Genomic DNA, 13044 nt, shown 5'->3' with positions numbered 1-13044 from the left:
CGCCGAGGTCGCTCACGCCACGTCGACGTGGTCGACCTCGGCGAAGCCGGCGCCGTAAGCGAGGCGCAGCACGTTCCATCCCGCGGGCAGGACGACCTGGACCGTGACGTCCCGCCACTTCGCGGACGGGTCGGGCGCGTAGTGCACGGCGACCGGAGCACCCCCGTTGACGGTGAGCGTGTGCTCGGCGGGCGCGTTGCCCCCGGTGCGGTTGGCGTACCGGACGCGGACCTCGTACGCCCCGGCGACGGGGGCGAAGACGTCGAGATCGATGAGGCACTGGGCGTTGTCCAGGTAGCCGACGACCGCGTTCCCCGAGGTGCCGGGGACGTCGCGCAGCACCCTGGCCCCGTACACCCGGCCGTTCTCCGCCTCGTAGCGGACCGGGCTGCCGCGCACCACCGGCGTCCCGCCGGCCCACCCCACCGGCGCGACGTACATCGCGCGTTCGACGTGCTCGCCGCCGCGGAACCGGGTGATGCCGTGGAAGACCAGGTGGGAGTCCGTGCCGTCGTGGACGATGTCGGCCCCGCCCGGCCCCGTGACGCGCTCCCCGTACCCCTCGGTGGACAGCAGCGGCCGGGGCGCCTTGGTGTACGGGCCCGTGATCGAGGCGGACGTGGCGTACCGCGTCTGGTACTGCGGGCTGTAGAAGACCCCCGCCGCGTAGAACAGCACGTACCGCCCGCCCTGCCTCACCAGGGCGGGCGCCTCGATGAGGCTCGGCTCGTCGTCCCCCTTGGCCAGGATCTGGGTGGGCGTGCCCGCCGCCCGCGTCCCGTCGGGAGTGGTGCGATGCAGGAACAGCCCGCCGGGCGACTTCCGCCCGCCGCCCTCCCGCTTGTAGAGCACGTACCGGGTGCCGTCGGTGTCGACGAACGCGGCGGGGTCGATGACGTCCTTGCCGTCCCGGCAGACCAGCGGGTCGGAGCCGGGCGTGAACGGCCCGGCCGGCGTGGCGGCGACGGCGGCCCCGATGCACTGGTCGTCGGTGCCCTTGCGCGCCGCGGTGAAGTAGAGCAGGTACGAGCCGTCCGGGCGGGCCGACACGTCGGGCGCCCAGGTGCGGCCGGGGTCGGCCCAGCCCGGCAGCGCGGGCAGCGCGTCCCCGCCGGTGCGGGTCCACGGCCCGGTGGGCGCGGGCGCGGTCGCGACCGGGACGTTCCGGCCGCCGCCGTTGGTGGCGTAGCCGTAGTACGCGCCGCCCGCCCTGATCACCTCGGGGTCGGCGAAGTCGGCGTCCAGCACGGGGGCGGGCTCGGGACGGGCGGCGCCCATCGGCTCCCGCGCGGGCGGGTCCGGCGGCGCGGAGGGCGCCGGCGGGGACGGGCGCGCACCGGTCGCGCCGCCGTCCACGACGGCGGACGCCAGCGCGCTCACCACCGCCACCAGCACGCTGACCAGGGCGCCGGTGGCGAGCGCCAGGAACGGTCGCGGGACCACCCGACCACCCCCTTGTGATGATCCTTGCTCCGCCACGGGTGGCCTGGGGCAAACTAGCCAACCGTAACGCGACGGCGAGACTTCGAGAGGTGTTGCGCGTGCAGTTGACGAGCGGCTGGCTCATCGGGGCGCTCATCGTACTGGCCGTCGTGGTGACCGGTTCGGCCGTCCGGCTGCTGCCGCGGACCGCCGGACAGGGGCCCGGTCCCGCCGCCGCGCGGCTCGGGCTGCTGCTGGCCTGCCAGGTGTCCCTGGTGGCCGCCCTCGCGGCCGGGCTGAACGGCTACTTCCTCTTCTACGTCACCTGGGGCGACCTGCTGGGGACCGCGGGCGGCGGCCCCGGCACGGTCGCCGGGGCCGGCGGCCCGGTGGCCTCCGCCGGCCGGCCGCTGCCCCGTACGGTCTCGCCGCTCGGCGCGGCCTCCGGCCTGCGCTCGGCCGAACGGGACGGCCGGCTCGACGAGGTGACCCTGCACGGCCCCCGCACCGGCCTGCGGGTCAAGGCGTTCGTCTACCTGCCGCCGCAGTACTTCCAGCCGCGGTTCCGGGAGCGCCGGTTCCCGGTGGCGCTGGTGCTGGCCGGATACCCGGGCGACCCGCGCGGCATGATCAAACGACAGGGGCTGCTCAAGGAGGTCGGTTCCGGCGTCAGGTCGGGCCGCCTCCAGCCGACCGTGTACGTCATCACCCGCTCGATGGTGGCGCCGCCGCGCGACACCGAGTGCACCGACGTGCCGGGCGGGCCCCAGGCCGAGTCGTTCTTCTCCCAGGACGTCCCCGAGGGCATCGCCGCCACCTACCGCGTCGCCACCGGGATGCGCGGCTGGGGCGTCATGGGTCAGTCCACCGGCGGCTACTGCGCGGCCAAGCTGGCCATGCGGCACTCCGACCGGTTCGCCGCCGGGGCCTCACTGGGCGGCTACCTGCGCGCGATCCAGGACGGTTCGACCGGCGACCTGTACGGCGGCAGCCGGCAGGTGCGCGACGACAACGACCTGATCTGGCGGCTGGAGCACCGTCCGCCGCCGCCCGTCTCGCTGCTGCTCGCGCAGACCGAGCAGGGGCCCGAGTTCGACCAGGCGCGGCGGTTCGTCCGGCTGGCCAGGCCGCCGCTGCGTGTGTCCACGCTCTTCCCGCCCGATGGTGGCCACAATCTGCGCACCTTCCAGCGGCTCACGCCCGAGCTCCTACGCTGGATGAGCGGACGCCTGCGGGCCCCGTAGGGGCGGGCCCCGGCGGGCGCGGACGTCCGCGCGCGCAGGAACGACGGGGTGATGCCCGGGACGCCGATATGATCCGATGCGGCGCATTCCGACGCCCCGGTGTCACTGGCCCCACCGCCGCGGTGTCGAGGCCGCACCGACCATCACTTCACGGACCACGGGGAGACGACGGGCGTGACTCCACCGAAGACTCCGGACGAAGAGCCGGGCGGCGACCGGCCCCAGACCGAGCGGCAGGCAGGCGAACAGCCGGCCGGCGAGCAGCAGGCGGCCGAGCGGGCGGGCGAGCAGCCGCCCGCGGGCGGTCCGGGCGCTCCGCCGCCACCGCAGTGGCTCAGCGAGGAGCAGCCGGACGCCGGCGCCCCCCTGCCGCCGGGACCGCCGCTGCCGCCCTTCGACGCCGGCGAGGCCACGCTGGACGACCGGACGGTCGTCGACCGGCCGCGGGGCGACGACGACCCCAACCGCAGCACCCAGGTCTTCAACCCGGGCACGCCGCCGGCCATCCCGCCGCCTCCGCAGTCGTTCGCCGCGCCGCAGGAGCCGCCCGCCGACGTCACCGTGACCGACCTGTCGGGATACGTCCCCTGGGCGGAGAAGGGCGCGGACGGGGGCGCGGCGGACCCGGCCCCCGCCGCGGACCCCGACAGCGACAGGACCTCGGCCTTCCCCGCGCCGGAGGGCGCGGCCACCCAGCAGTTCACCAGCCCGGAGCCCGCGGCCGGTCCGGCGGAGTCCCCGGGGGCCTCGCCCACTCCGCCCGGCCCCTCGGTGCCCGAGCCGTTCCCGTACGCGCAGCAGATTCCCGGCACCCCCCTGCCCGCGCCGACGCCGCCGGCCACCCCGCCGGCGCCCCCGGCCCCGGCATCGCCTCCGCCGCCCGACCCCTTCCCCTGGGCCCAGGAGATCCCGGAGACGCCCGCGGCCGCGTCGCCGACGCCCCCGCCCGCTCCGCCCCGCCCGGCGCCCGAGCCGTTCCCGTGGGCGCAGGAGATCCCCGGCCGGCCGTCGCCGCAGCCGTCGCCCCAGCCGTCCCCGGGCACCGACCCGTTCCCGGGCAGCGAGCCGTTCCCGTACGCGCAGCCGATCCCCGGTCAGGACCACGCGGCCCCTCCGGGCCCGGCGCACGCCTCCCCGCAGCCTCCGGGGCCGGGTCCCGCCGCGCCGGCGGTCCCCCCGCCGCTGATCGACGAGCCGTGGCGGACCGAGCCCAAGCCCAAGGCCAAGCGCAAGTTCCCCGTCAAGGCCCTCCTCATCGGCGTCGGCGGGATCGCCGCCGCGGCCCTCGTGGCCGCGGGCGGCTTCTTCGTGCTGAACCGCGACGGCGGGACGTCCGCCGACGACGGCACCGCCCGCCTGGCCGGCTCGCTCTTCGCGCTCGACCCGGCCGCCCGCGCCGACGGCCGCGACCAGCAGCTCACCTCGGCCGCCGCGGTCGGCGGAACGGTGGTCGCGGTCGGCGCCGAGGCCGACGGCCGCGGCGGCTCCCGCGGCCAGTTCCTGGTCTCCGCCGACGGCGGCCGCACCTTCGCCTCCGCGACGGTCGAGGGCGACGGCGGCGAGCCCGGACCGGGCGAGCTGCCGCGCGTGGTCGCGGGCTCGGCCAAGGGCTGGATCGCGATCGGCGTCCGTCCCGGCGGCGGCGCGGTGTGGACCAGCGAGAACGGGCGGAACTGGCGGCGCCAGCCCGACGAGGCCGGGCAGCCGTTCGGCGCCAACGCCCGGGTGAGGCGGGCGGCGGCCTCCGACAACGGTTTCCTGGCGTTCGGGGAGACCTCGCAGAAGGGCGACTTCAGCGACGCCCAGCCGGCCGTGTGGCTGTCGCCGGACGGCGCGCGCTGGGAGCAGCGGGTGGGCGACCGGATCGGCCTGCCGATCCAGCGCGGCACGATCTCGCTGCTGGAGGTGGCCGGCAGCGGCGGCGTGCTGCTGCTGGAGGGCCTGCACACCGCCAATCCGGGCGCGCGCAAGCCGCAGATGGGCCGCCGCGTCTTCAGCTCCGACGACGGCGGCCGGAGCTGGGTCGAGTCGAAGGTCCCGGTGCCCAAGGGCACCCGCGGCCTCATGATCGGCGGTGGCCCGTCCGGGTTCGTGGCGATCCGCGAGATCCAGGCCGGCGGCAAGTCCTACGGCCAGAGCTTCACGTCCAAGGACGGGATGGCCTGGACCCAGGCGGGCCGGGTGGAGTCCTCCGGCTACCAGCGGGTCAGCCGGGTACTCGGGTCCGACGAGGGTTACGCGGCCCTGGTGGTCCGCGGCCGGGACGTGACGATCTCCCGTACCGCCGACGGCGCGTCCTGGCGGGAGGCGGGCACGCTGCCCAACCGGCCCGGCCGCGCGCTGAACGGCTCCGCCATGAGCGGCGGGCAGACCGTGCTGGTCGGCGCCGACAACAGTGGCGGCGAGCTGAACTCGCTGCTGGGCGTCTGGGACGGCCAGGGCACCCAGGTCCCGATCGACATCGCCAAGGTCCCCGGTGCGGCCCGCCCCGACCACACCGTGACGGCGGTGGGCGCCGGCTCCGACCTGGCGGTCGCGGTCGGCAGCGCGAACGGCGACGCCGGCGTGTGGACGTCCAGGGACGGCACGTCCTGGACCCGGGCCCAGGGCGCGCAGGGCGCCCTGTCGCGGCCCGGCCCGCAGCAGCTGGTGAGCGTGACGGGCGGCAAGGCGGGCTGGCTGGCGGTCGGGTCCGACCAGGCCGCGCCCCGCCGCCCGCTGGTGGTCACCTCCACGGACGGCGCGAGCTGGCGGGCGGCCGACTCCGCCGGGCAGTTCAAGCCCGCGCGCAACACCCCGCTGGCCACCTTCGCCGCGGCGTCCGGCCCGGCCGGGTACGTCGTCGTCGGCGAGGACGGGCTGTCGGCGGCCACCTGGTTCTCGGCCGACCTCAAGACCTGGGAGCGGGGCCGCAGCGCCGGCCGGAACGGGCTGGAGGCCCTGCCCAACTCCAACCGGTGGCTGCGGGGCGTGGCCGCGGCGCAGTCGGGGTTCGTCGCCGTCGGCGGCCTGCGCGACGCCTCCGTCGGCGACGGTCCCGCCGCCCGCCCCGCCGTGTGGACGTCCGCCGACGGCAGGCAGTGGGCGCTGCAGCAGCTCCCGCTGCCCGGCGGGGCGGCCGAGGGCGCGCTGACCCACGTGGCGGCCAAGGGCGACGTGGTGGTGGCGGCGGGCGGCACGGGAGCCACCCCGCTCGCCTACGTCTCCACCGACGGCGGCAAGACCTGGAAGGAGTCCAAGCCGCCCCTCCCCGAGGACGTCGAGAACGTCCAGGTGACCGCGCTGACCGCCACCCCGAAGGGCTTCGCCGCCACCGGCGCCGGCGGCCGGGGCTCCACCGACGTCGTCTCCTGGACGTCCGCGGACGGGGTCTCCTGGAAGGTCTCCAAGCCCGAGGGCGACGGCCTGGCCGGGAAGGGCTCGCAGTCGATCGCCGGGCTGGCCGCGTTCAAGGACCGGCTGCTGGGCGTCGGGCACACCGCCGGCCAGGAGCGCGAGGAGCCCGTCCTGTGGACCCGTCCCGTCCCCTGACGGGCGGGCCCCGACGGACCTGACGCCCCGACGGGCGGCTGAGGCCCCGACAAGCCTGAGGCCCCGACAAGCCTGAGGCCCGGACGGGCCTGAACCGCCCGCCGTGCACGGGTCACCCCTGCGATCCGCATGGGTGACCCGTGACAGCGCGACGGTGTTGCCTGACGCCCCGCCGCACGACGCTGGCTTCATGACGGAAACACTGAAGCAAGCCCCCGAGGCCGACGGGATCGTCACGACCCCTGCCTCCGGCCGCGGCCGCGCGGCCTGGCGTTTCACCCTGCACTACGCAGAGATGGTGATCGCCATGCTCGTCGGCATGATCTTCTTCGGCCCGCTGTGGAAGGTGCTCTACGAACCGCTGGGCTGGTCCGGGCTGTTCGAGCGGCCCGACGTCGCCGCCATGACGATGGCCACCGACATGACCGTCGCCATGTCGATATGGATGCGGCACCGAGGGCACGGGTGGGCGCCCGTCGCCGAGATGGGCGCCGCGATGTACGCCCCGTTCCTGGTGCTGCTCGTCCCGTACTGGATGGGGGCGATGTCCGGCGACGACCTCATGATGGGCGGGCACGTGCTGATGCTCCCGGCCATGGCCGTCGCCATGCTGGCCCGCCGCAGCGAGTACACCGGCCACCACCACGCCCACGGCCACGCCCACGGCCATGATGGCGGCTGCCACGGAGACGGTACGCCGGAGCGCGGCACCGCCGACCGGGTCCTGGGCGTGCTCAAGCGCCGGTGGCCGACCTGGCTGGCCCTGGTCGTGACGATCGGGACGGTGTACGACCCGTCCGCTCCCCCGGCGGTCTTCCTGGTGCTGCTGCAGAGCCTCTACCTGATCATCGGCCTCCTGCGGAAGACCCTGAACCGGCCGGGTATCCTCGCGGTGCAGCTCGGTGGCCTCGCCGGCTACGCCGCGCTGGCCGTGGCGGCGACGATGGCGGACGAGCGGACCGCCCTGTACCTGATCGCCGCCGGATGGCTGCTCCACGCGGTGTGGGACGTCGTCCACCACCGGCTCGGCAAGGTCGTCCCGCGCGGCTACGCCGAATACTGCGCGATCTTCGACGCCGGCATCGGGCTGACGATCCTCTTCCTCGTCGTATGAGCGCGATCCGCGGGGATCACCAGGAAGGAACGCGGGTGGACGGCACGGAGGACACGATGGCCGCGGCCACGGCCACGGCGACCACGCCCGAGGCGACGGCCGAGGCGGCGACGACGGCGGGCCGGCGGCAGTTGCGCCGGCTCCGCCTGGCCACGCTCGGCTCGCTGGCCACGGCGGTGTTCGCCAGCCTGCTCATGCCGGGCGTCGGGTTGTTCAGGGACACCGATCCGGTACGGATCGCGCTCGGCGCCGCCGGCATCCTGGCCTTCGCCGCCGCGCAGGCCGCGGTGCTCTACGCGGCGGTCACCCCCAAGCTGTCCGCCCGCTTCCGGCGCGGGGCGCCCGCGGCGTTCGCGGCGGCGTCGGTCCTGTCGGTCCCGCTGACCGCCGGGCTGGCCCGTACGACCTGGGAGACCTGGGCGTGGGTGGCGGCGTCGATCGTCGGCACCGCGCCGCTGCTGGGCGGGCGGCGGGCCGCCGCCGCGGTGATGGCGGCGGCCGTCACCGCCGCGGCGGCGATCGGGTGGTGGAACGGCGCCCGGGTCTGGGAGTACGTCCTGATCAGTGCGGGCGTCGGCGCGATGACCATCGGCGTCACCGGCCTCCACGCCCAGCTGTGGAACCTGCTCGTCGCGGCCCGGGAGGGACGGTCCGCGCAGGCGCGGCTGGCCGTCGTCGAGGAACGGCTGCGGTTCGCGCGGGACCTGCACGACCTGCTCGGGCACACGCTGTCGGTGATCGCGCTGAAGGCGGAACTGGCCGAGCGGCTGGCCCGCGCCGACCCTGAACGGGCCGAGGGGGAGGCCGCCGAGGTGCGGCGGCTGGCGGCGTCCGCGCTCGCCGACCTGCGCCGCACCGTGCACGGCCACCGGTCGGTCGACCTGCGCGGCCAGCTCACCGCCGTCGCGCAGGTGCTGCGTTCGTCCGGGGTGCGGTGCACGGTCGTCGACGGCGCCGGCGACCTGCCGCCCGCCGTCGCCACCCCGCTCGCCCTCGTCCTGCGCGAGGCAGGCACCAACGTCCTCCGGCACAGCGAGGCTCGGTGGTGCACGATAGAGCTCTCCCGTGAGGAGGGCCAGGTGCGGATGACGGTGACCAACGACGGGGCGCGGGACGCGCGGCCCGACCGGCACAGCTCCGGGCTGCGCGGGCTCGGCGAGCGGCTGGCCGAGGACGGCGGCGCGCTGCGCACCCGGGTCGAGGCCGGGGTGTTCACGCTGGACTCGACCCTGCCGGTGGCGTCGCCGTGATCAGGGTGCTGCTGGCCGACGACGAGGAGCTGATCCGGACGGCCCTGGCGGCGCTGCTGGGCCTGGAGGGCGACATCGAGGTGGTCGCGCAGGCCGCCGACGGCCGCGGGGCCGTCCGGGAGGCGCTCGCCCACCGGCCCGACGTGGCGGTGGTCGACCTCCAGATGCCCGGCCTGAACGGCATGGAGGTCGCGGCGGAGCTGGCCCGTGCGCTGCCGCCGTGCGCGGTGGTCATCCTCACCGGGCACGGCCGGCCGCCGCTGCTCAAGCGGGCGCTGGAGGCCGGTGCCCGGGGCTTCCTGCCCAAGGGGTCGCCCGGCGGGCAGCTCGCCGAGGTGATCCGGCGGGTGCACGAGGGCGGCCGGTACGTGGACCCGGCGCTGGCCGCGGACGCGCTGACGGCGCCGCCGTGCCCGCTGACCCCGCGGGAGCTGGAGGTGCTGCGGCTGGTGGAGTCCGACACCCCGGTCTCGGTGATCGCCCGGCGCACGCACCTGTCCGCCGGTACGGTGCGCAACCATCTGGCCGCCATCGTCGCCAAGCTGGGCGCGGCCGGCCGTGCCGACGCGGTCCGCATCGCGCACGACAACGGGTGGCTGCCCTGACCATGGGCGGGAAGGGCCAGGGGTCACCGGCGGCCAGGGGTCACCGGCGGTCAGGGGCTACCGGGGTCAGGGGTTGTCGGCGGTGGGCGCGGGAGTCTCCGGCGCCCCGTACAGCGGTCCGGGGGCCCTGTCCCGGGCGTGGCGGGGAACGTAGCCGCCGGCGGGGCGGGCGGCGGGGCGGGCGGTGCCCGTGCCGGGCGCGTCCCGCTCGTCCTCCACGCGGTTGCGGCGGGCCCAGTACGGCGCCACGACCCAGCGGTAGACCGGACGCCTGATCAGGGTCGGCACCAGCCGGTACCCGCCCCTCACGACGACGTTGCGCACGTACTGGGGCGGGGAGATGAAGCCCTCGCGGCGCATCTCGCGCTGCAACCGCAGCTCGGAACGGAGCAGGTCACGGCCGCCGCGACGCTCGTAGGCGCCGTCCCCGACCCGGTAGTAGACCAGCGGCTCGGCGACGTTCACGACCTTCGCCCCGTTCGCGATCATCCGGACGAACAGCCAGTAGTCCTCCATCAGCGGCAGGTCCCCGTAGCCGCCGGCCGCGATCACCGCGCTGCGCCGGTACACCACCGTGGGGTGGTTGAACGGGTCGTGCAGCCGCGAGTAGCGGGCGATGTCGTGCGGATCGCTGGGCGGGGTGCGGCGGCCGACGATGTCGCCGACGTCGGCGCCGAACTCCAGCAGCCCGGCGCCGACCAGGTCCGCCCCTTCCTGCACCAGCGGCACCTGGAGCTGGAAGCGGTGCGGCATCGCCACGTCGTCGGCGTCCATCCGGGCCACGATGTCGTACCGGCTGGCGTGCAGCCCGGCGTCGAGCGCGGGGCCGAGGCCGCGGTTGTCGGCCAGCCGGATGAAGGTCACCTCGACGGGGCTGGCCGCGACCAGGCCGGCCAGGCACCGTTCGAGCGCGGGGCCGACCGGGCCGTCCTGCACCAGGACCACCTGGTGGGGACGCAGCGTCTGGTCGTCCACCGCGCTGCGGAACGCCGCCTGGACGTACTCCTCCCGGTCACCGCCGTACACGGTCATCAGGAGGGCGAAGGGTTCGGGGCGCATACGGTCCATTCCGGGTGTGTGCCGTGGCGGGAGGGGGAGCCCGGGGCGGGGTACGGCTCCGGAGCCGGCGAGGGGGTGGGGAGCTGTCGGTTCCAGGGTGTCGTGAGGGCCAGGACGGCCGGGGGTTCGGTCGGGTTCGGTTCGGCGCGTCATAGCTGGGACGCGTGAGAGGGCCGGATGGTTTAGCGCCGCCAAGATATCGGTGCGTCAGGCGCGGCACCTACCGTTGATCCGGATAACCGGTGGTCTTGACAACGTTGTGACCCCTCAGGCGCGGGCGCAGACGTCCTGGTCCGCCCTGACCTCCCCGGCCACCTTGGGGAGCGCCTTGGCGACCCCGGGCACGTCCGCTCCGTCCTTGCCGACGATGAGGTAGACCTGGCCGGGCTTCCCGGACGGCATCGGCTTGGGCGGATGGCCCGGCAGCACGGCCGCCAGCGCCGCCGCGTGCCGCTGCGCGCCCGGCCCGAACAGGATCTGGGTCCGGGCGCCCGGGGTCACCGGCCGGCTCCCCACCTTGACGACCTTGAAGCCCTTCTCCCTCAGCTGGTCGGCGGTGCGTCCCCCGAGCCCGTCGGTCCCGGTCGCGTTGTAGATCGTCACCTGCACCTGGGCCGGCCGCACCGGCGGCCCTCCGGCGGCGGGACGCGGGGGGCCGGGGCGCGGCGGCGCGGGCTGCGGCAGGGTGTTGTCCCGGCGGACCGCCTCGAACAGCGGGGCCGCCAGCGCCTGGTTGAACTGCACCCGGTTCCTCGGGTCCGGCGGGTACGCCTGCACGGGGACGGTGACGAACCGGACCTTGCCCGCGCTCATCCCGCGCAGGCCGCCGGCCAGCTTCTGCATCGCCGACACCGTGAGCCGGTCGTCCGCCTTGATCGACTTGGTCACCGCGGACAGGAAGGCGTACGTCTTGCCGGGATCGGTCAGCATGCCCTTGTCGGTGGCCTTCTTCACCACCGAGGCCATGAACGCCTGCTGCCGCTGGATGCGGGACAGGTCGGAGCCGTCGCCGAGCCCGCCCGTCCTGGTGCGGACGTAACCCAGCGCCTGGTCGCCGCGGACGATCTGGCGGCCCTTGCGCAGGCGCAGCTCGGACTTGGGGTCGTCGATCGCCTTGGGCACGCAGATCTCGACGCCGTCCAGCGCGTCCACCACCCGCTTGAACCCGGAGAAGTCGACCTCGACGTAGTGGTCGATCCGGATGTTGGTGAGCGACTCGATGGTCTTCCACGTGCAGGCCGGGCCGCCCAGCGCGTACGCCGAGTTGATCATGTCGAGCCGGGGCGGGACCGTCCCGCCGCCCCGCTTCTTGCAGGAGGGGATCCGCACCATGGAGTCGCGCGGGAAGCTGATCCCGATGGCGCGCTCCCCGCCCGGCGACAGGTGCAGCAGGATCGTGGTGTCGGACCTCTGGCCGACCTCGGTGCCGTACCGGGCGTTCTCGCCCTCGCGGCTGTCGGAGCCCATCAGCAGGATGTTCATCGAGTTGTTGAGCTTGGGCGGGCGCGCGGTGCCGAGCTTGCCGTCGACGTTCTCGCGGTCGATCTGGCCGTCCAGCCGCCGCCAGAAGCCGTACGCGGTCAGGCTTCCCACGACCAGCGCAGCCGACAGCCCGATGGACAGCCACCCGAGCACGCGCCAGCGGCGCCCCCGCTCCGGCGGCTCCGGTGGCGGGGGCGCCGTGCCGGTGTAGTACACCTGGCCTGGCGCCGCCAATCGCTGCATCCGTAACATTTCAGCACAAGGGGGACAGTGGCCACAGGCGTCACGTGAAACTCGGTCCCCTTCCGGCCCCGCGCACCGTCCTGATCACGACACGGCCCGGGACTAGACTGGGATGAAGATGAGCACCGTAGACGTACTGACCGACCGTTCCATGGTCGTACTGCAGGACCGCCCGCTCGTTCCGCTGACCTCCTGGCTGCTCCAGGCCATCGCGGACTGCGCCGACTCCGGGCGCGGCCTGCAGCTGGTCACCCCGCTGGAGTCGCGGCTCTCCCTTCCCCTCCGTTCCGCGGCGGCCGGTTCGGACGTGCAGTGGGTCGTACGCCACGGTGACGGCTACTACGAGGGTCTCACCGGACGCCCGCTCCAGTGGGACGGTGGCACGTTCGTCCCGGTCCCCGAGGCCCGCGACTACGCGCCGGGCTTCGTCACCCGCCCCACCGCCCCGATCGGGGCCCAGCTCAGCATCACCTACCAGAGGCGGCACACCGCCGGCACCGACCTGGGCGGCACCGTCGAGCGCCTCCTCGCGCTCCTCACCGGGAAGGCCCCGTCCGGATGGGGCCCGGCCGAGCCGCGCGCCCACCGCTGGCAGCCCGACCGCCTCACCGAGTACGCCCGGGGCCGCAACGCCGCCCGGCTGCTGATCGCCGGGGACGGCCCGCGCCCCGCCCAGGCCATCTGCGAGTTCTCCGCTGCCGGCGGCGGCGCGATCGCCGAGGTCGGCACCGCCACGGTCGGCTACGCCCCCGAGGACCCGCCGCCCCTGCGGCACCTGCCGTCCCTGGTCGGCGCCCTGGCGGCCGACAAGCCCATCTTCTCCCTCTTCGCCCAGCTCGTCCCGGGCCGCAGCGACCTCACCACGGAGGCCCGCTGGACCGGCTCGCCGGGCCCCCTGGCCATGGCCGTCAGCGGCACCGTCACCGGTCCCGCCGGCCTCCCCGGCCAGCAGGTCGGGCCCGCCCGGGCCCCGCTCACGTTCTTCCCGCTGGGAGACGGCCGCTCCCCGGACGGCTGGCAGCGCCACCGCGCGCTGGTGCAACACCTCCGCTCGGCCCCCGCCCCCGCTTGACGGGGCATGCCCGGCGGATCCA

General features: G+C 75.5%; 9 protein-coding genes. 6 read left to right on the top strand and 3 right to left on the bottom strand.

Going from position 1 to position 13044, the window contains the following annotated elements; genetic code table 11:
* Window positions 1-12 precede the first annotated feature (12 nt).
* Window positions 13-1443, bottom strand: a complete 1431-nt coding sequence (locus tag IW256_RS36960; protein WP_197015366.1) for a family 43 glycosylhydrolase — start codon at window positions 1441-1443, stop codon at window positions 13-15.
* A gap of 98 nt (window positions 1444-1541) precedes the next feature.
* Between IW256_RS36960 and IW256_RS36955 the strand changes: the two genes are divergently transcribed.
* The 5 genes from IW256_RS36955 (at window position 1542) to IW256_RS36935 (ending at window position 9166) form a co-directional block, all read left to right on the top strand.
* A complete protein-coding gene (locus IW256_RS36955) occupies window positions 1542-2666 on the top strand; it encodes an alpha/beta hydrolase (RefSeq protein WP_197015365.1) in 1125 nt (374 codons plus the stop codon).
* A gap of 174 nt (window positions 2667-2840) precedes the next feature.
* Window positions 2841-6197 (top strand): WD40/YVTN/BNR-like repeat-containing protein, encoded by a 3357-nt coding sequence (locus IW256_RS36950; RefSeq protein ID WP_197016857.1) that lies wholly within the window; start codon window positions 2841-2843, stop codon window positions 6195-6197.
* Between the two features lie 190 nt (window positions 6198-6387).
* Window positions 6388-7311: a DUF6010 family protein gene (locus tag IW256_RS36945; protein WP_197015364.1), complete on the top strand. Its 924-nt coding sequence runs from the start codon at window positions 6388-6390 to the stop codon at window positions 7309-7311.
* A gap of 35 nt (window positions 7312-7346) precedes the next feature.
* Window positions 7347-8561: a sensor histidine kinase gene (locus IW256_RS42995; RefSeq protein WP_197015363.1), complete on the top strand. Its 1215-nt coding sequence runs from the start codon at window positions 7347-7349 to the stop codon at window positions 8559-8561.
* Window positions 8558-9166, top strand: coding sequence for a response regulator transcription factor (locus IW256_RS36935; protein WP_197015362.1), 609 nt, complete (start codon window positions 8558-8560; stop codon window positions 9164-9166). The genes IW256_RS42995 and IW256_RS36935 overlap by 4 nt, the downstream gene beginning before the upstream one ends.
* 66 nt (window positions 9167-9232) lie before the next feature.
* Here the strand turns inward: IW256_RS36935 and IW256_RS36930 are convergent, their stop codons facing one another.
* Window positions 9233-10225 (bottom strand): glycosyltransferase, encoded by a 993-nt coding sequence (locus IW256_RS36930; RefSeq protein ID WP_197015361.1) that lies wholly within the window; start codon window positions 10223-10225, stop codon window positions 9233-9235.
* 267 nt (window positions 10226-10492) lie between these two features.
* Entirely contained in the window at window positions 10493-11950 is a 1458-nt protein-coding gene (locus IW256_RS36925; RefSeq protein WP_197015360.1) for an LCP family protein, read from the bottom strand.
* Window positions 11951-12068: 118 nt separating this feature from the next.
* Here IW256_RS36925 and IW256_RS36920 point away from each other — a divergent pair, with 118 nt between their 5' ends.
* Complete coding sequence (locus IW256_RS36920) at window positions 12069-13022, top strand: DUF6177 family protein (RefSeq protein WP_231404080.1); 954 nt, start codon at window positions 12069-12071, stop codon at window positions 13020-13022.
* The last annotated feature ends 22 nt before the right edge of the window (window positions 13023-13044 follow it).

Origin of the sequence: Actinomadura viridis (genome assembly GCF_015751755.1) — a bacterium.
Classification (GTDB): domain Bacteria; phylum Actinomycetota; class Actinomycetes; order Streptosporangiales; family Streptosporangiaceae; genus Spirillospora; species Spirillospora viridis.
This window is presented reverse-complemented; position numbering and strand designations above follow the sequence as displayed.